The 16571-nt window shown below is 35.8% G+C and carries 17 protein-coding genes; 10 read left to right on the top strand and 7 right to left on the bottom strand.

Annotated features, from left to right (window positions below):
- Positions 1–7: 7 nt before the first annotated feature.
- The 4 genes from BXY58_RS09070 to BXY58_RS09055 all read right to left on the bottom strand — a co-directional run bounded on the left by BXY58_RS09070 (position 8) and on the right by BXY58_RS09055 (position 3816).
- A complete protein-coding gene (locus BXY58_RS09070) occupies positions 8–1426 on the bottom strand; it encodes an L-serine ammonia-lyase (RefSeq protein WP_120213537.1) in 1419 nt (472 codons plus the stop codon).
- A 351-nt stretch (positions 1427–1777) separates the two neighbouring features.
- Entirely contained in the window at positions 1778–2419 is a 642-nt protein-coding gene (locus BXY58_RS09065; RefSeq protein WP_120213536.1) for an alpha/beta hydrolase, read from the bottom strand.
- A gap of 88 nt (positions 2420–2507) precedes the next feature.
- The gene (locus tag BXY58_RS09060; RefSeq protein ID WP_120213535.1) at positions 2508–3074 is read right to left on the bottom strand and encodes a YceI family protein; all 567 of its coding nucleotides are present in this window, start codon (positions 3072–3074) and stop codon (positions 2508–2510) included.
- Positions 3075–3243: 169 nt separating this feature from the next.
- Positions 3244–3816: a hypothetical protein gene (locus BXY58_RS09055; RefSeq protein ID WP_120213534.1), complete on the bottom strand. Its 573-nt coding sequence runs from the start codon at positions 3814–3816 to the stop codon at positions 3244–3246.
- Positions 3817–4034: 218 nt separating this feature from the next.
- Here BXY58_RS09055 and BXY58_RS09050 point away from each other — a divergent pair, with 218 nt between their 5' ends.
- From BXY58_RS09050 to BXY58_RS09035, 4 genes are all read left to right on the top strand, one after another.
- Entirely contained in the window at positions 4035–5402 is a 1368-nt protein-coding gene (locus tag BXY58_RS09050; RefSeq protein ID WP_120213533.1) for a DUF1800 domain-containing protein, read from the top strand.
- 11 nt (positions 5403–5413) lie between these two features.
- A complete protein-coding gene (locus BXY58_RS09045; protein WP_120213532.1) occupies positions 5414–6610 on the top strand; it encodes a DUF1501 domain-containing protein in 1197 nt (398 codons plus the stop codon).
- Between the two features lie 134 nt (positions 6611–6744).
- Positions 6745–7167, top strand: coding sequence for an organic hydroperoxide resistance protein (locus tag BXY58_RS09040; protein WP_120213531.1), 423 nt, complete (start codon positions 6745–6747; stop codon positions 7165–7167).
- A gap of 51 nt (positions 7168–7218) precedes the next feature.
- Positions 7219–7647, top strand: a complete 429-nt coding sequence (locus BXY58_RS09035) for a MarR family winged helix-turn-helix transcriptional regulator (RefSeq protein ID WP_120213530.1) — start codon at positions 7219–7221, stop codon at positions 7645–7647.
- Positions 7648–7811: 164 nt separating this feature from the next.
- On the opposite strand, the gene BXY58_RS09030 is transcribed toward BXY58_RS09035, so the two are convergent.
- The gene (locus tag BXY58_RS09030) at positions 7812–8834 is read right to left on the bottom strand and encodes a 3-oxoacyl-ACP synthase III family protein (protein ID WP_120213529.1); all 1023 of its coding nucleotides are present in this window, start codon (positions 8832–8834) and stop codon (positions 7812–7814) included.
- A 296-nt stretch (positions 8835–9130) separates the two neighbouring features.
- On the opposite strand from BXY58_RS09030, the gene BXY58_RS09025 reads away from it, so the two are divergent.
- From BXY58_RS09025 to murA, 6 genes are all read left to right on the top strand, one after another.
- Positions 9131–10039: a magnesium transporter CorA family protein gene (locus tag BXY58_RS09025; protein ID WP_120213528.1), complete on the top strand. Its 909-nt coding sequence runs from the start codon at positions 9131–9133 to the stop codon at positions 10037–10039.
- Complete coding sequence (locus tag BXY58_RS09020) at positions 10040–10963, top strand: endonuclease/exonuclease/phosphatase family protein (RefSeq protein WP_120213527.1); 924 nt, start codon at positions 10040–10042, stop codon at positions 10961–10963.
- 75 nt (positions 10964–11038) lie between these two features.
- On the top strand, positions 11039–11209 hold the full coding sequence (locus BXY58_RS09015) for a lmo0937 family membrane protein (protein ID WP_120213526.1): 171 nt from the start codon (positions 11039–11041) through the stop codon (positions 11207–11209).
- A 119-nt stretch (positions 11210–11328) separates the two neighbouring features.
- Positions 11329–13452 (top strand): Tex family protein, encoded by a 2124-nt coding sequence (locus BXY58_RS09010; protein ID WP_120213525.1) that lies wholly within the window; start codon positions 11329–11331, stop codon positions 13450–13452.
- Positions 13453–13738: 286 nt separating this feature from the next.
- Positions 13739–14392 carry a DUF4290 domain-containing protein gene (locus tag BXY58_RS09005; RefSeq protein WP_120213524.1) on the top strand — a complete coding sequence of 218 codons (654 nt, stop codon included), beginning with the start codon at positions 13739–13741 and terminating at the stop codon, positions 14390–14392.
- Entirely contained in the window at positions 14392–15702 is a 1311-nt protein-coding gene (gene murA / locus BXY58_RS09000) for a UDP-N-acetylglucosamine 1-carboxyvinyltransferase (RefSeq protein WP_120213523.1), read from the top strand. The genes BXY58_RS09005 and murA overlap by 1 nt, the downstream gene beginning before the upstream one ends.
- A 41-nt stretch (positions 15703–15743) precedes the next feature.
- Here the strand turns inward: murA and BXY58_RS08995 are convergent, their stop codons facing one another.
- The gene (locus BXY58_RS08995; protein WP_170144213.1) at positions 15744–16052 is read right to left on the bottom strand and encodes an NIL domain-containing protein; all 309 of its coding nucleotides are present in this window, start codon (positions 16050–16052) and stop codon (positions 15744–15746) included.
- 19 nt (positions 16053–16071) lie between these two features.
- Complete coding sequence (locus tag BXY58_RS08990; RefSeq protein ID WP_120213521.1) at positions 16072–16503, bottom strand: DUF4395 domain-containing protein; 432 nt, start codon at positions 16501–16503, stop codon at positions 16072–16074.
- Positions 16504–16571: the final 68 nt, after the last annotated feature.

Raw genomic sequence — 16571 nt, 5'->3', positions numbered from 1 at the left:
AAATTGTCTAACATTCTGCCACATTCACGGCTACGGCTAAGCCACCTTCGGAAGTTTCTTTATACTTAGAATTCATATCCAAAGCGGTTTCCCACATCGATTTGATGACACTATCCAAAGACACTTTTGCTTTTGTTGGATCACCGTCCAGAGCTAATGATGCTGCAGTAATCGCTTTCATTGCGCCCATAGAATTTCGTTCAATACAAGGAATCTGAACCAAACCGCCAATCGGATCACAAGTCAGTCCAAGATGATGTTCCATTGCTATTTCTGCTGCCATCAGAACCTGTCCAGGAGTTCCACCAGAAATCTCGGTCAATCCAGCCGCGGCCATTGCTGACGAAACACCAACTTCTGCCTGACAACCGCCCATAGCCGCGGAAATCGTTGCATTCTTTTTGAATAAAGTTCCAATTTCTCCTGCAACCAAAAGAAATCTAATAATATCTTCTTCAGAATTGAACTCTGTAAAAGTTTGAGCGTACATCAAAACGGCAGGAATTACTCCACTGGCACCGTTGGTTGGCGCTGTAATAATTCTTCCGAAAGATGCATTTTCCTCGTTTACAGCAAGAGCGAAACAAGAAACCCATTTGGTAACCGAACTGAACGTTTTTTGCTCGTTCTTTACCATTTCGAACCACTCATTTTTATTTTTGTAAATCTGAGTTCCGAGTAGTTTTTCATTCATTTCGGAAGCACGTCTTGTAACGTTCAAACCGCCTGGAAGAATTCCTTTTTTGTTGATGCTTTTATAAACGCAATCCTTGATATTATCCCAAATTTCTAAGGCTTTTTCACGCGTTTCTTCATGCGTTCTCCAAGATTCTTCGTTTAGGAAAACTAAATCGGAGATCTTATCAATATTCAGTTTTTCACAATATTTTAGAATATCACTACCGTGATGACAAGGATATAAAGTTCTTACACATCTGTCTTCCATAGAATTATCTTCCTTGGTTGCGACAAATCCACCTCCAACTGAATAATAATCCTGACTAAACTCTTCACCGTTCTCAAAAACAATTTTAAAAATCATTCCATTGGGGTGGAAATCGAGGGATTTTTCTTTGTTAAGAATCAAATGATGTCCATAGATAAATGGCAGCCAAACTTCTCCACCAAGATGGATTTTTTGTTCTGATTTTATTTTTTCAATTTTCTCATCAATCTTATTGGTATCGATTGTTCGGAAATTTTCTCCGCTTAAGCCAAGCATTCCTGCAATATCAGTTCCGTGACCAACACCCGTTTTTGCCAGCGAGCCAAAGAATTCTACAAAAACTTCTTTTACATCTTGTAAAGAATGATTTCGTTTGACCAAATCCAGAAACATCTTTGCTGCATTCCACGGTCCCATTGTGTGGGAAGAAGATGGTCCGATTCCTATTTTTATAATATCAAAAACACTGATAGATTCCATTAATTGTAAAAAATTATCGTTTGTAAATGTAATTGATTTTTGAAATCGGCGCAACTTTATATTGTTAGCATTAGTTTATGATATTTTTGAACGCAAAGAGTGCAAAGTTTTTTGAAATTATTGAAGATATTTTTAGGGTTCACAAAAGCGCTTCACTCAAATAAGGTTTTGAGGTTCTCGCAGATTAGGCAAATTTTGCAGATTAATTTCCAACGGAATGACAAATCGTGAAGTTTATAGAAATTTTAATTGTTTATTGAGTCTGCAGCCCGGCTTGAGCGGAAATCCTTTTTACGCAACGAAGTGGAGTGAAAATTGGGAGCGGAAGACGGATTAAGCTGCCCAAATAATTTAAACAAAAATATTCTTTAGAATCTCGGAAACTTGTCTTGCTTTGGTTAATGGGAAAAGATGGGTGGCATTCTTAATCACGAAATCAGGTTGCGAATTTTTAACTGGAAAAACAATGTCTTTATCTGCCAGAATCTGAATAACATCCGGCATTTTATCGAATTTCCAATGCGCCACTTTGTCCATAGACCACTTGAGATAATATGGATCTTTGAAACGGAAGTACTGTAAAAGATTGGCGTTTTTGGAATCAAATATTTTTTTCAGAAACATATATAAAACCGAACCGCTACTTCCAAAAAATTGTCTCGGGATATATTTTACAGCATTCATTTTTTCGCCGGCTTTTATGAGTTTGGACTTTTCCTTGTCACATTTGATACTTCCTAAGATGACAACTTTTTTTGCTGGCTTCAATTTATGAATCTCCTGAACTATAATACCACCAAAGGAATATCCCAACAAATAAAAATCTTCGGAATCATATATGGTTTCTGACATTCTTGCAACATAATGATGGAAATCCTCATTCAAATCCGGAATGAGCCAAGGAATGTGAACGACTTCTATATTTGGATTGAAAGTCAGTTTTTCCAGAACTTTTTCATCTGCTCCGAGACCGCTTATGGTGTATAATTTCAAAATTTGAGGTTTGGATTTTGAGATTCAAATTTAAAACAAAAAGAGCAGAAAAAATTCTGCTCTTGATATTTATGTATTACTGTGGTAATTATTTTACGCTGATTTTAACCTTCAAATCAACATCGTCTTTTACCAAAACGTCTTGCATTGTAGATTTGTAAGCTACGTCAAATTTTTGTCTGTCGAAAGAGAATTTATCAGATTCCAAAGTCACAACGCCGTTTGCAGCAGTGATTTTTGCAGGGAAAGAAACTGGATTTGTTTTTCCTTTTACAGTCAACTTTCCGTTTACTACAAAATTGTAATCTTTATTAGAGTTTTTCTTAACAGACGTGATTACGTAAGTGGCAGTCGGATATTTTTCAACCTCGAAGAAATCTCCGTTTTTTAAGTGACCGTTCAATTTACCTTGGTATTCTCCGGAAAGGTCTGTTGCGTTGATAGACGTCATATCCAATACGAAATCTCCACCTACAACTGCTCCGTTTTTAAGAACCAGGTTTCCAGATTTTACATTCACAGTCCCATCGTGAGAAGATGCTTCCGTTTTTGCGATTTTATAACCCCACCAGTGTACGTCTGAGCTTGTTAATTTTTTAGTTTGTCCGAAAGCTAATCCGCTTACCAATACAGCTAGTAATAATACCTTTTTCATTGTTTTAAATAATTTTAATGATGCAAATCTACTTAGAATCGTTCAAAATAAAAATTGATGTATGATAAGTTTTAAAAAAAATTAACGCCTCCAAATTAATGGAGACGTTAATTATGTGTCATAGTTTGATTAATATTTTTAGATTTTCTTAGAAAACCAAAAATTCTGATTATTTACCTAACGGAATGTTGTAAGCGAAACCTACACCGATTGCACCGGCATTGTATTTTTGGTCCGCAATCTGTCCTTTGTCTCCAGTAAATGTTTTGTTGTACTGTACAAAGAAGTTCCAGTCACGATTGTGATAGCCAATCTCCGGTCTGATATAAAAACCACCGTCTGGTCTGTTAACATCAACATTACTTGCTACTTTATCATCTCCAACGATGAAGCCATAACCTAAGTCGGTTCCAAAATAGAATCCAGTCTGTTGTGGGTAGAATCTAAACAATGCAGCAACCGGAATCACTCCAAAGTCGTTGTTTTCGACATTGACACCATTTATTGTTTTATTTTTTCCGAAATAATGGTTATAACCTGTTGCAACACCTAAACCAAAACCTGGAGTAATTAAATTCTGGTAAGATAAATCCACTCCTAGATTTGCAGCTGTATTACCACCGGTTGATATACCCGTGTTAAGACCGACCTTTAACATATTGGTCATATCAGAACTCTGTGCAGACATTAACCCTCCTGCCAAAATTCCTGCGCCTAATATTAACTGCTTTAAAGATTTCATATTCTTAAATTTTAAATTTTACAAAGGTCATTCTTGTAAATTCCGTGCCAAAGCTCTTTTTTTGTTTGACAATTCTAACAATCAAGCTAACAACTATCTAATTTTCAATTCTTTAAAATCATAATTAAATATTAAAATTTATTCACAAACTGACATTTTCATCATTTTTGATTTAACTTGACCTCTGTATTCTAGTCAAAGAACTATAATTTCTACTTATGAATAATTTCCAGAAGAATAAACATTTGGTTTCCAGAGCAGGTTTTGGAATTCATCATAATGATATTGAGAAATATAAAAACCTCAGTCCAAAGAAATTATATCATGAACTAAAGAACAATTCGGATTACGAGCCTTTGTCAACAGATATGCAGCCTGTCACTCGCGAACAATACCAGGAAATGTCGAAAGCGGTCAACAGAAAATCTTATAATCAATTCAATAAAAATTATAACAGTTCGATTCGGAAATCCTGGCATTCTCAAATGATCAACACGCCTTATCAGCTTCGGGACAAAATGGCGCTTTTCTGGCACGGACATTTTGCAACAAGAATTCAGCAGTCATTATTTAATAAGGAGATTATAGAAATCTTTCGAAAAAATGCATTGGGAAACTTTCGAGATTTGGTTTTTGAAGTTTCAAAATCGGCGGCAATGCTTAATTTTCTGAATAATCAACAAAATAAAAAAGCCAAACCGAATGAAAACTTCGCCAGAGAACTGATGGAACTTTTCACGCTTGGAAGAGGAAATCTTTACACCGAAAAAGATATTAAAGAATCTGCAAGAGCTTTCACAGGGTGGGGCTATAATGGTTTGGGGGAATTCACGGATAATAAAAAACAACATGATTCCGGAGAAAAAGTGTTTCTCGGAAAAACCGGAAACTTTGACGGAACTGATATCATTAATATGATTCTCGAAAAACCAGAATGTGCTCATTTCATCACAGAAAAAATTTACAAATTCTTGGTTAATGAAAATCCTGATGAGAAAATAATAAAATCTTTAAGCGATAAATTTTACAAATCCAATTATGATATCACAACTTTGATGGACGAAATTTTTCTGTCAGATTGGTTTTATTCCGAAAAAAACATCGGTGCAAAAATAAAATCACCGGTAGAATTAATTGTTGGTATCAGACGAATAATGCCAATGGATTTGCAGAATCGGGATACGATTTACAACTTTGAAAAACTTCTCGGACAAGAATTGCTCCAACCTCCGAATGTTGCCGGTTGGCCGAGCGGAACCCTTTGGATAGACAGCTCTACTCTATTACTTAGAATGAGAATCCCTGCGGTAATGGCTGGTTACAAAACTTTGGGCATCGAACCCAAATCTAATGATGATGTCAATATGGGAAAAGATGAGAAAAAAGTGGTTGTCAACAAAAAACAAAATACGATTACCATCCATTGGGAAGGCATTAGTAATATTCTGAATGAAGACCTTTTCAGTCTTCTGTTATCAAAACCTAACGAAAACCTTCAAAAATTGATTACAGATTTCAATTCTGATAAAAGTAAGAAGCATCTTATGATTAGTATTATGTCAACGCCTGAATATCAACTTTGTTAAAATAAGCAGTTATGATTATCAATAGAAAAACATTCTTGAAAACTAGCAGTCTGGCTGCCGCTTCTTTTCTTTTTCCAAACTTTCTAAAAGCTTTAACGCTGCCAGAAGCGATTGCAATGAATGGAAAAACGCTTATCATTCTGCAATTATCTGGCGGCAATGATGGTCTTAACACGATTATTCCTGTCAAAAATGATATTTATTATCAATCCAGAAATCAGATTTCTATCAAGGAAGAAAATTCGCTTTTGTTGACAGATGAAGCAGGCATCAATCCTAATCTCAAATTCTTCAAAGAACTTTATGACAATGGAGAATTGGCGGTGATGAATAATGTTGGTTATCCGGAACCTAACAAATCCCATTTCAGAAGTATGGATATCTGGCAATCTGCGAGTGAAAGTAATGAATTCAAAAATTCCGGCTGGCTCGGGCGGTATTTGGATGAAGCTTGCCATGATTGTCAGAATCCCACTCAGGCGATAGAAGTTGATGATTTGTTAAGTCTCGCAATGAAAGGCGAAACGAAAAATGCCATCGCTTTCAAAGATCCAAAAAAATTATTCGACATCAGTCAGGAAATGCTTTACAAAAAACTGAATGCAGACAATCACGACCACGAGCATGATTTAGCTTCTTATCTTTACAACACACTTGGCAATGCTATCAACAATTCCGAATATATTTTTTCTGAAAGCAAAGCCAAACCTACAGACAAGATCTACCCCGCTACACAAATAGGAAAAGATTTCAAAACGATTGCTTCGCTCATCAAATCCGATATCAACACTCAGGTTTATTATCTTTCTGTAGGAAGTTTTGACACACACGCCAATCAGAATCAAAGACAAGCACAACTGTTTAAAGCTATTAATGATGCAGTTGAAGTTTTCACAAAGGATATGAAGGAGAATGGGAAATTCAATGATTTGATGATAATGACTTTCTCAGAATTTGGCAGAAGAGTGGCACAAAATGCCAGTAACGGAACCGACCACGGAACGGCTAATCAAATGTTTTTCATCAGCGGTGGGCTTAAGAAAAAAGGATTATTGAATCCGCTTCCTGATTTGACTAATCTTAAAGACGGTGATTTGATTTATACGGAAGATTTCAGAAAAGTTTATGCGACAGTTCTCAAAAGATGGCTGAATACCAATGATCAAAAAATCCTCGGAAAAGATAATGGTTACTATGATTTTATTTAAAATTTAAATTCAGAAAAAATATTTATAGTTTACATCAATAATCGATTTTGATGAAAACTTCAATTTATATCGTGTACAATATAATTTTACACCATACATTTGTCTCATCAAAAAATAATTTAAATCATAAAAAAATGAAAACATTGTACAGCATTGGCGCTACAGCCAAAGGAGGAAGAAACGGACACGTAAAAAGCGATAACGGAATTTTGGATTTGGAAGTGAGAATGCCAAAAGGTCTTGGCGGCGCTAATGATGATTATGCGAATCCAGAAATGCTTTTTGCTGCAGGATATTCGGCTTGTTTTGACAGCGCATTGAATTTGGTTATCAAACAAAGTAAAATCGAAACTGGCGAAACAACTGTAACGGCTAAAGTTGGAATTGGTCAAATCGAGAACGGCGGATTTGGATTAGAAGCAGAATTGCACGCTAATATCCCAGGTGTTTCTTTGGAACAAGCTCAGGGATTGATCGATAAAGCGCATCAAATCTGTCCTTATTCTAACGCTACAAGAGGAAACATCGAAGTAAAATTGACTGTGAGCAACGATTAGGAAAAGCTTAATTTGCTATCTTTGAATTGTGGAAATCAATCAAAACTCAATATGGAAGATTTATTAAAATTAGACAAACAACTTTGCTTTTCCGTTTATGTTTTACATCGTGAAATAATGCAATGTTACCGTCCGATTCTGAAAAATTTTGGGTTGACTTATCCGCAATACATCACGATGATGACGCTTTGGGAAAAAGATGATTTGACCGTGAATCAAGTTGGGGAAATTTTACAATTAGATAACGGAACTCTGACGCCACTTTTAAAAAGATTGGAATCAAAGGGTTATCTGGAAAGGAAACGCAGCAAGGAAGATGAACGTGTTGTAAAAATTCATTTAACAGAAAAAGGTACAAAACTAAAAGAAAAAGCCACTTGCATCCCAATTGAACTGGCAAAAGCAATGAACCTAAGCATCGATGAAATAATGGAATTGAAAACATTATCCGACAAAGTTGTTCAGAAAATTAATCAATAAAAAAAAGAGCTATTCGTTTTTGAATAGCTCTTTTTTATTGTAAAATATAATATTTCTCGCTGATTTTGCAGATTTAGCTGATTATAAATATTTGAAATTAATCTGCTCAATCAGCAAATCTGCGAGATATCTTTATTAATTAAATCTAAAATATTATTATCAAATTAATATTCAAATAAAACACTTCCCCAAGTGAAACCACTTCCGAAAGCTGACATACAAACCAAATCACCACGTTTCATTCTACCTTCCTGAATCGCCTCACTCAAAGCAATCGGAATAGAAGCCGCAGTTGTATTACCATATTTCTGGATATTCACGAATACTTTTTCGTCCGGTAATTTCAACAATTGCTGAACATATTGCGCGATTCTGATATTCGCTTGGTGAGGAATTAATAAATCCAAATCTTCAATCGACTTTCCTGCTTTTTCAAGCGCTTCCAAAATGGTTTCAGGAAATCTTGTAACAGCGTGTTTGAAAACGAAATTTCCGTTCATTACTGGATAAATATCTTCTGCTGTCAAAGAATCTGGATTTTTAAGAAGATTGTCGCTCCAGCCTAATTTGGTTCCTGGGAATTTCACTGCTAATTCTTCCGCATACTTTCCTTCAGAATGCATATTTACGGAGAGAATTCCTTTTGCATTTTCATCTTGGCTTGCAGATAAAACTACCGCTCCAGCGCCATCTCCGAAAATCACTGAAACTCCACGTCCGGCATCAGAAAAATCCAATCCAAAAGAATGAATCTCTGCACCAACAACCAAAACATTTTGGTACAATCCGGATTTGATGAACGCATCTGCCACGCTCATTGCATAAACAAAACCTGAACATTGGTTTCGAACATCTAATGCACCAATTGTATCACAACCCAGCATCTCTTGCAACAACACGCCAGAACCCGGAAAATAATAATCCGGAGACAAGGTTGCGAATACAATATAATCTATGTCTTTTGCGGTAAGTTTGGCATTTTTGAGAGCGATTTCTGAAGCTTTCAAACCATAAAAAGAAGTTGTTTCTTCAGAATCTACACGATTTTTGCGATGTCTTCTTTCTTTGATGCCTGTTCTTTCCGTAATCCACTCATCGTTGGTGGTCATTAGTTTAGAAAGGTCGTCGTTGGTCACTATATTTTCCGGGACGTAATGTCCCACGCCGGATATTACACTTTTAAACATTGGTGTGTTTTAGAAATTTTGACAAATGTAAATATTTTATTTATTACATAGATTTTTTATTGATTGCTAAAATTTAACTCTTTCATATCAGGTTAAATTATTTTGGTTGAATGATAAAACCCCTAAATTATGACTAATGTTGAATATTGCGAAGCTGCAGCCCGACTTGAGCGGAGCTCTTTTTCTTTTTTTTGCCAAAAAAGAAAAAAGCGGGAGTGGAAGGCGGATTAAGCTGCCCAAATATTTTGAAACATTGATAGTCTTGAAATAAGTAATATTTTAATTAGTTTTGTTCTATGCCGATAGAACAGAAATATAAAACTGCCAACTGGGAATGGATAGACGTAACTGCGCCTACTGAAGAGGATTTGCAGTTTTTGCACGAGCGTTACCACATCAATTATCTCCTGCTAGAGGATACGATAGATCCCAACCACCTTCCGAAATATGAAGAAGTGGACCAAGTGAAGTTTTTTCTGACCCGCGAATCTACGGATTTGGAAAAGCGGACACTGAACAACATCAGTGATATCAGTAGTAAATTAGGGATTTTCTTGCTTCCAAAATTAATTATCACAACACACCGGGCAAAAAGCAAAAGCATCAACGAAGTTTTTGAGGAATTGAAAAAAGACACTCCAGAAAATATTTCGCGTGATCATTTGGCGCTTCGATTAGCTTTGAAAATCATAAAAACCTTCGATGACGAGAGTAATACTTTGCTCGAAGTGATGGATAGTATGGAAAATGAAATCTTCCTTAAAAACACCAATCAAAGCAATCAAATCAGAAGGCTTTATAAACTGAAAAGAAAATCTGGTCTTAATACGAGAATCTTAACCATCTCCGGAGAATGGATTACTAAATTCAAAACTCTAGATTTGCAGGAAGTGGAAGTAATGGATTTGATGGATAAACAAAAGGATGTAATTGCAGATTTTGACCACGTGAATGCCCAAACGGTCAACCTTATCTCTATGTTTCTGGCTTTGTCTGACCAAAAAGCGAATCAGGTGATGAAACTTTTGGCGATGTACTCGGTATATTTTTTACCGATTACTTTCATTGCCGGAATCTACGGCATGAACTTCGACAATATGCCGGAACTGCATCACAAGAAGGGTTACTATTTTACACTGGGACTAATGGCGCTGATTGTTATTGTCACCTTCATCTATATGCGCCGAAAAAAATGGCAAGGCTAGATGAGTGAAGAATTACTGACATTTTATAATGTCGAAAACTTTTATCCGCCTGACCAGGATTCTACAGAATCTTACCATTCCGGATTATATAATTGGGATAATTACAAATACAATTTGAAAGTCAGAAAAATCTCAAATGTTTTTCGTTTTATCGAGGAAGATTTTGGACAATTACCTTCCATTATTGGTTTGGCTGAGATTGGTGCAAGATCAGTTTTAGAAGATTTGACCAATGAAAATTCTCCTCTTAATAATTACAAAATCATCTATGAACCTTCTAAAGATTCTCGTAATCTAAGTGTGGCTTTGCTTTTTGATAAAGAGAAATTCACGTTACTGAAATATCAGACTTTACAGTTTCAATGGGATAAAGATAAAGAATTTGATACACGTGATATTTTGCAAGCGGAGTTTTCTTACCAAGAAAAAAAGCTTCATATTTTTGTCCTCCATCTGCCTTCCAAAAGAAATCAGGATGAAAAAAAAGAAAAACGAAATTTTATTATTGGAAAGTTAAAAGAAATACTTCAGAAACTATTTGATAAAGGAGAAGCTATTGTTTTGATGGGCGATTTCAATGAAAATCCGGATAATGAAGTTGTTCAGGAATTGCTTTTTGATAAAGATGGTGAACAAATTCTGAATAATCCTTTTGAAACATTATATAAACAAAATCAATTTTCGACCTACCACGGAAAGAAAGGTGTTTGTTTTGACCAAATTTTATTTACTGAAAAAATTCTAAAAGAAAAATTCACTTTTAAAAATATCGAAGCTCAAATCTATAATTCTCCAAGACTAAGAAACAAAGATAACAAGAACAGCAATTATCCTTCCAGAACTTATTCAGGTTCAAGATATTTGAGTGGTTACAGCGATCATTTTCCTGTTATTTTAAAATTATTCCGAAATCACGAATCATAAGCTTTTATCATTTCAAAATTGAAAAGGCACAGTATATGCTTATAGCTAATTAAATCACACTAAAAAATTTAAGTTATGAGAAATCTATTATGGTTAGTCGCAGTCATTTGTATTATTGTATGGCTTTTAGGAATGTTAGGCGTTGTTCCGGGAATGGACACAGGAAGTTTAATTCACGTTCTTCTGGTTATCGCTATTGTAGTGGTATTATTTAATATCATCTCGGGAAGAAAGCCTCTGGATTAATTTTACGAATTAAAAAATAAAACAGCCTGCTTATTAAGCGGGCTGTTTGTTTTACAACTTATCTGTTTTGCGTCAAATGAATTACAAAAAACACTATTTTCGCTGTTCAAAATCAAGAAATGACGGCCTCAGAATTTATACAAAAGCAATTAAATATCCCAACCAAAAATATAGATAGTACGCTTCAGCTTTTCTCCGAAGATTGCACCATCCCTTTCATAGCACGTTATCGAAAAGACAAAACAGGAAATCTGGACGAAGTTGCAATTGAAAACATCTACAAACTGAATAAACAATTTGAAGAAATCGTTAAAAGAAAGGAAAGCATCCTGAAATCTATTGAAGAACAAAGTGCTTTGACTCCAGAGCTGAAGCAAAAAATAGAACAAAGTTTTGACCTTCAGGAACTGGAAGATTTTTATCTGCCTTACAAAAAACGAAAAAAGACAAAAGCCGATACAGCGAGGGAAAAAGGACTGGAACCTTTAGCCAAAATCATTATGAGCCAACGTTCTGATGATATTGATTTTATCGCTTCGAAATATATTAATCAAAATGTTGCCGATGAAGAGGAAGCTCTGCAAGGTGCAAGAGATATCATTGCAGAATGGATTAATGAAAATCTCTACGTTCGTAAAAACCTGAGGCGATTATTCCAGAGAAAAGCCATTATTTCTTCCAAAGTTGTCAAATCAAAAAAAGATGATGAAGCAGCACAAAAATTCTCACAATATTTTGAATGGCAGGAAGCCTTGAACAGAATTCCGTCACACCGACTATTGGCAATGCTCCGTGCTGAGAATGAAGGCTTTGTAAAAACTTCTGTCGATATCGAAAAAGATGAAGCGCTTGACCTCATCGAAAATGCAATTATAAAAAGCAACAATTCATCCACAAAACAAATCGAATTAGCGATTGCTGATTCCTACAAGCGATTATTAGAACCGGCTCTTTCCAATGAAGCACTTCAGGAAGCTAAAGAAAAAGCAGATATCAAAGCGATTGAGGTTTTTTCTGAGAATCTTCAACAACTGCTACTCGCTTCGCCACTAGGAGAAAAGAGAATTTTAGCCATTGATCCTGGTTACAGAACTGGTTGCAAGGTCGTTTGTCTGGACGAACAAGGTGACCTTTTACACAACGAAAATATCTATCCACACGCACCTCAAAACGAAAGCGGAATGGTGATGAAAAAAATCCGCTCGATGGTTAATGCTTATAATATTGAAGCCATCTCCATCGGCAACGGAACTGCCAGCCGTGAAACCGAATTCTTCATCAAAAAAATTGCATTCGATAAACCAATTCAGGTTTTTGTGGTTTCAGAAGCAGGCGCATCGGTCTATTCAGCCAGTAAAATTGCTAGAGATGAGTTTCCGAATTATGATGTGACCGTTCGTGGCGCCGTTTCTATCGGACGAAGATTGGTCGATCCTTTAGCAGAATTAGTAAAAATCGATCCCAAATCTATTGGCGTTGGGCAATACCAGCACGATGTGGATCAAACTAAGCTGAAAGAAGAACTGGATAATACGGTGATTCGCTCTGTAAATTCAGTAGGAATCAACCTGAATACAGCCAGTAAATCATTATTAAGTTATGTTTCTGGAATCGGAGAAAAAATGGCAGAAAACATCGTTAATTACCGAACAGAAAATGGCGCTTTCTCCGAAAGAAAAGAACTTAAAAAAGTACCACGATTAGGCGAAAAAGCTTATCAACAAGCAGCCGCTTTTGTGAGAATCAAGAATGCAAAAAATCCTTTGGATAATTCAGCCGTTCATCCGGAAGCTTACAAAATTGTAGAAAAAATGGCGAAAGACTTAGGCTTGAAAACTGAAGATTTGATTTCAAATAAAGAAAAAATAGCTACTGTCAATCCAGAAAAATATGTGACTAATGATATTGGAATTCTTGGAATCAAAGACATTCTGAAAGAATTAGAAAAGCCAGGATTAGACCCAAGAAAAGCCGCCAAGGTTTTTGAATTTGATCCCAATATAAAATCAATCAAAGATGTAAAACCCGGCATGATACTTCCCGGCATTGTAAATAATATTACTGCCTTTGGATGTTTCGTGGATCTAGGAATCAAAGAAAGTGGGTTGGTTCACATTTCACAACTGAAGGACGGTTTTGTCTCAGATGTGAATGAAGTCGTAAAACTGCACCAGCACATTCAGGTGAAGGTTACAGAAGTAGATGAGGCAAGGAAAAGAATCCAGTTGACGATGATTTTGTAAATTAAAAACGTTGCACCGAATAAATCAAGATATTTTATTGTTTTGAATAATGTCTATAAGTGTATGAATTATTGCACTTTCTAAATTTACTTTGCTAATTATAATAGAGTTACTATACATTAAAAACATCGAACAAAATTGGCCCAGATTATGATTTTACTTGAAAGTGATAATATACAATTGTCGAGGTTTTGACACAGGTATTTTCTTGTAAATCTGCAGTTGTAAAAATTCGGAGAAATATCTTCTCAAAAGATTATAAGTTTATTTTTATATTTGCAATATTATGGAATATAATACCGACAGAACACAACTGCTAATGCCCGAGTATGGGCGCAATATACAACAGCTCGTAGAACATTGTAAAACGCTACAAACCAAAGAAGAAAGAAATGAAATGGCGCTTGCAATTGTTGAGTTTATGGGACAAAGAAACCCGCATCTTCGCGACGAAGAAAACTATAAACATAAACTTTGGGATCATCTTTTTATCCTTGCCAATCATGATCTGGATGTAGATTCTCCATATCCGGTTGTTTCTGCAGAAGATCTGATCACCAAACCAAGAAAAATGGATTATCCGTCTTTGGATAACGATTATAAATTTTACGGAAAAAGCATTTTACAATTGATTGAAAAAGCGATTGCCCTGGAAGAAGGTGATGAAAAAGACGCTCTGATCCAGGTGATTGCCAACAATATGAAAAAATCCTATAATGTGTATAACAAAGAACACGTTCAGGATGATGTCATTTTTCGTCATTTGAAAGAGCTATCAGAGAACAGACTGGATCTTACAGGGCTGGATACGCTGGACAAGAGCAAAATCTATTACGCCACTAACAGAAACAACAACAGAAATCAAAATAACAGAAACCAAAATAATAACAATAACAAAAGGAAAAATAACTTCCAAAACCATAAAAATAAAAGACGATAATGAGCGGAGCTTTCGAAATAAGAGGTGGAAAAAGATTGAGCGGAGAGATTACCCCTCAAGGTGCGAAGAATGAAGCTTTGCAGATTCTTTGTGCTGTTCTCTTGACTGGGGACGAAGTGAGAATCACCAACATCCCTGACATCAAAGATGTTAATAAACTGATTGAGATTCTTCAGGATTTCAACGTTAAAGTAACCAAAAACGGAAAAGGCGATTATACTTTCAAAGCTGACGAAGTTAATTTTGATTATATCAAATCTAAAGAATTCAAAAAGGACGGCGCAAAATTGAGAGGTTCTGTGATGATCCTTGGTCCAATGTTGGCGAGATTTGGTGAAGCCTATTTGCCAACGCCTGGTGGAGACAAGATCGGGAGAAGACGTCTGGATACGCATTTCCAAGGTTTTGTAGAATTGGGCGCAGAGTTTTCTTATGATGAGGAAGAAGCTTTCTACTCTTTAACTGCTAAAGAACTGAACGGAAAATTCATTCTACTAGAAGAAGCCTCTGTTACGGGCACTGCGAATATTGTAATGGCTGCTGTTTTAGCAAAAGGAAAAACCAGAATCTACAATGCTGCCTGCGAACCTTACTTACAGCAATTATGTAAAATGCTGAACAGAATGGGTGCGAACATTACAGGAATTGGTTCAAATCTATTAACCATCGAAGGTGTGGATAAGCTGCACGGAACAGAGCATACAATGCTGCCAGATATGGTGGAAATCGGTTCCTGGATTGGATTGGCAGCAATGACAAAATCCGAAATCACCATTAAAAATGTTAACTGGAATCAGCTTGGTGTTATTCCCAATACATTCAGAAAATTAGGAATTGAGCTGGAACAAAGAGGCGATGATATCTACATCCCTTCTCAAGATCATTATAAAGTACAGAAATTTATCGACGGGTCTATCTTAACGGTTTCCGACGCGCCTTGGCCGGGATTCACTCCGGATTTGTTATCTATTATCCTGGTCGTTGCGACGCAGGCAAAAGGTTCTGTTTTGATTCATCAGAAAATGTTCGAAAGCAGATTATTCTTCGTTGACAAACTGATCGATATGGGTGCTCAAATTATCCTTTGCGATCCGCACAGGGCAACTGTAATTGGAATGAATCAAGAAACGCCTTTAAGAGGAACAACAATGGTTTCGCCGGATATCAGAGCCGGAAATGCGCTATTGATCGCTGCACTTTCTGCTGAAGGAAAATCGGTCATTCAAAACATCGAACAAATCGATCGTGGTTATGAAAACATCGACGAAAGATTGAGAGCAATTGGTGCTGATATCAGAAGAATTGATTAATAATAATTCAATTAATTATTATAAAAATAAAAAGGAAGCTTTTATGAAGCTTCCTTTTTTTGCAGAACATCGATCTTACTGCTCAACAATTTGTATTGCGCCAGATAGTTTTCAATCTTCATTATTTCTTCCTGAGTGATTTTCAACAAGAGTTTAACATTCCCGAAATTATTTCCATTCAGATATTCGATGTGCGCATTCACAATTTTGTAACTGATATTATAATGGTTGTAGATCGTGTAAAGGAGAATATCAAATCTTATCTTTCCATTCAGCTCTATTTCCAGAATGATCTCTTTTTTCGGCGTTGCAAAAAAAGCATTATTTGTAGTTTCTTGTTTGTAAATCATAGTAATATTTTTTGGTGGATTATTTAATTTTATTTTGGATCGGAACAACAATAGCCTGATAGACATAACAGCCAACGCAGATCTTGAAAAAGCTTTCCAGTCTCGCTAATATTATCAGTACAACTCCTAATGCAACAGCTGCATCATAAAAGTCATTAATTGTCAATAGGAAAATCAGCAATGTGAAAACCGATCCTAATATTGCAGCAAATCTCTTTGGTGTTGCAAAAATCGGTTTACGTTTGATATTCAGTATTTTTAAAATAAATTTTGAAAAAAGAGCTAAAGGAGAAATCGATAATCCTAAAGCTCTCAATACAAAAGCAAAAACTAAAAGCAAAACCAGTAAAGACCATTTGAAAAATAAGGATACAGCGACGATCACGATCACCAGAAACGCAGTTAATCTCACCACGTTCTCATCCGTATAATATTTGTTAGTCTTATCCATATCATTTCAAATTTTAAATAAAAAAAGCTCTACCGGTAAGGCAGAGCTTTCACACATTCTCTCCTACC

Origin of the sequence: Epilithonimonas arachidiradicis (assembly GCF_003610695.1) — a bacterium.
GTDB lineage: Bacteria > Bacteroidota > Bacteroidia > Flavobacteriales > Weeksellaceae > Epilithonimonas > Epilithonimonas arachidiradicis.
The sequence above is the reverse complement of the archived record's forward strand: the minus strand, read 5'-3'. Positions and strand labels throughout refer to the sequence as shown.

Coding starts and splice junctions, on each gene's coding strand:
- BXY58_RS08995 (WP_170144213.1), bottom strand. CDS start 16,052: ATGATTTACAAACAAGAAACTACAAATAATGCTTTTTTTGCAACGCCG.
- BXY58_RS09030 (WP_120213529.1), bottom strand. CDS start 8,834: ATGTTTAAAAGTGTAATATCCGGCGTGGGACATTACGTCCCGGAAAAT.
- BXY58_RS08990 (WP_120213521.1), bottom strand. CDS start 16,503: ATGGATAAGACTAACAAATATTATACGGATGAGAACGTGGTGAGATTA.
- BXY58_RS09055 (WP_120213534.1), bottom strand. CDS start 3,816: ATGAAATCTTTAAAGCAGTTAATATTAGGCGCAGGAATTTTGGCAGGA.
- BXY58_RS09025 (WP_120213528.1), top strand. CDS start 9,131: ATGCCGATAGAACAGAAATATAAAACTGCCAACTGGGAATGGATAGAC.
- BXY58_RS09070 (WP_120213537.1), bottom strand. CDS start 1,426: ATGGAATCTATCAGTGTTTTTGATATTATAAAAATAGGAATCGGACCA.
- BXY58_RS09015 (WP_120213526.1), top strand. CDS start 11,039: ATGAGAAATCTATTATGGTTAGTCGCAGTCATTTGTATTATTGTATGG.
- BXY58_RS09035 (WP_120213530.1), top strand. CDS start 7,219: ATGGAAGATTTATTAAAATTAGACAAACAACTTTGCTTTTCCGTTTAT.
- BXY58_RS09050 (WP_120213533.1), top strand. CDS start 4,035: ATGAATAATTTCCAGAAGAATAAACATTTGGTTTCCAGAGCAGGTTTT.
- BXY58_RS09005 (WP_120213524.1), top strand. CDS start 13,739: ATGGAATATAATACCGACAGAACACAACTGCTAATGCCCGAGTATGGG.
- BXY58_RS09045 (WP_120213532.1), top strand. CDS start 5,414: ATGATTATCAATAGAAAAACATTCTTGAAAACTAGCAGTCTGGCTGCC.
- BXY58_RS09040 (WP_120213531.1), top strand. CDS start 6,745: ATGAAAACATTGTACAGCATTGGCGCTACAGCCAAAGGAGGAAGAAAC.
- BXY58_RS09060 (WP_120213535.1), bottom strand. CDS start 3,074: ATGAAAAAGGTATTATTACTAGCTGTATTGGTAAGCGGATTAGCTTTC.
- BXY58_RS09020 (WP_120213527.1), top strand. CDS start 10,040: ATGAGTGAAGAATTACTGACATTTTATAATGTCGAAAACTTTTATCCG.
- BXY58_RS09010 (WP_120213525.1), top strand. CDS start 11,329: ATGACGGCCTCAGAATTTATACAAAAGCAATTAAATATCCCAACCAAA.
- murA (WP_120213523.1), top strand. CDS start 14,392: ATGAGCGGAGCTTTCGAAATAAGAGGTGGAAAAAGATTGAGCGGAGAG.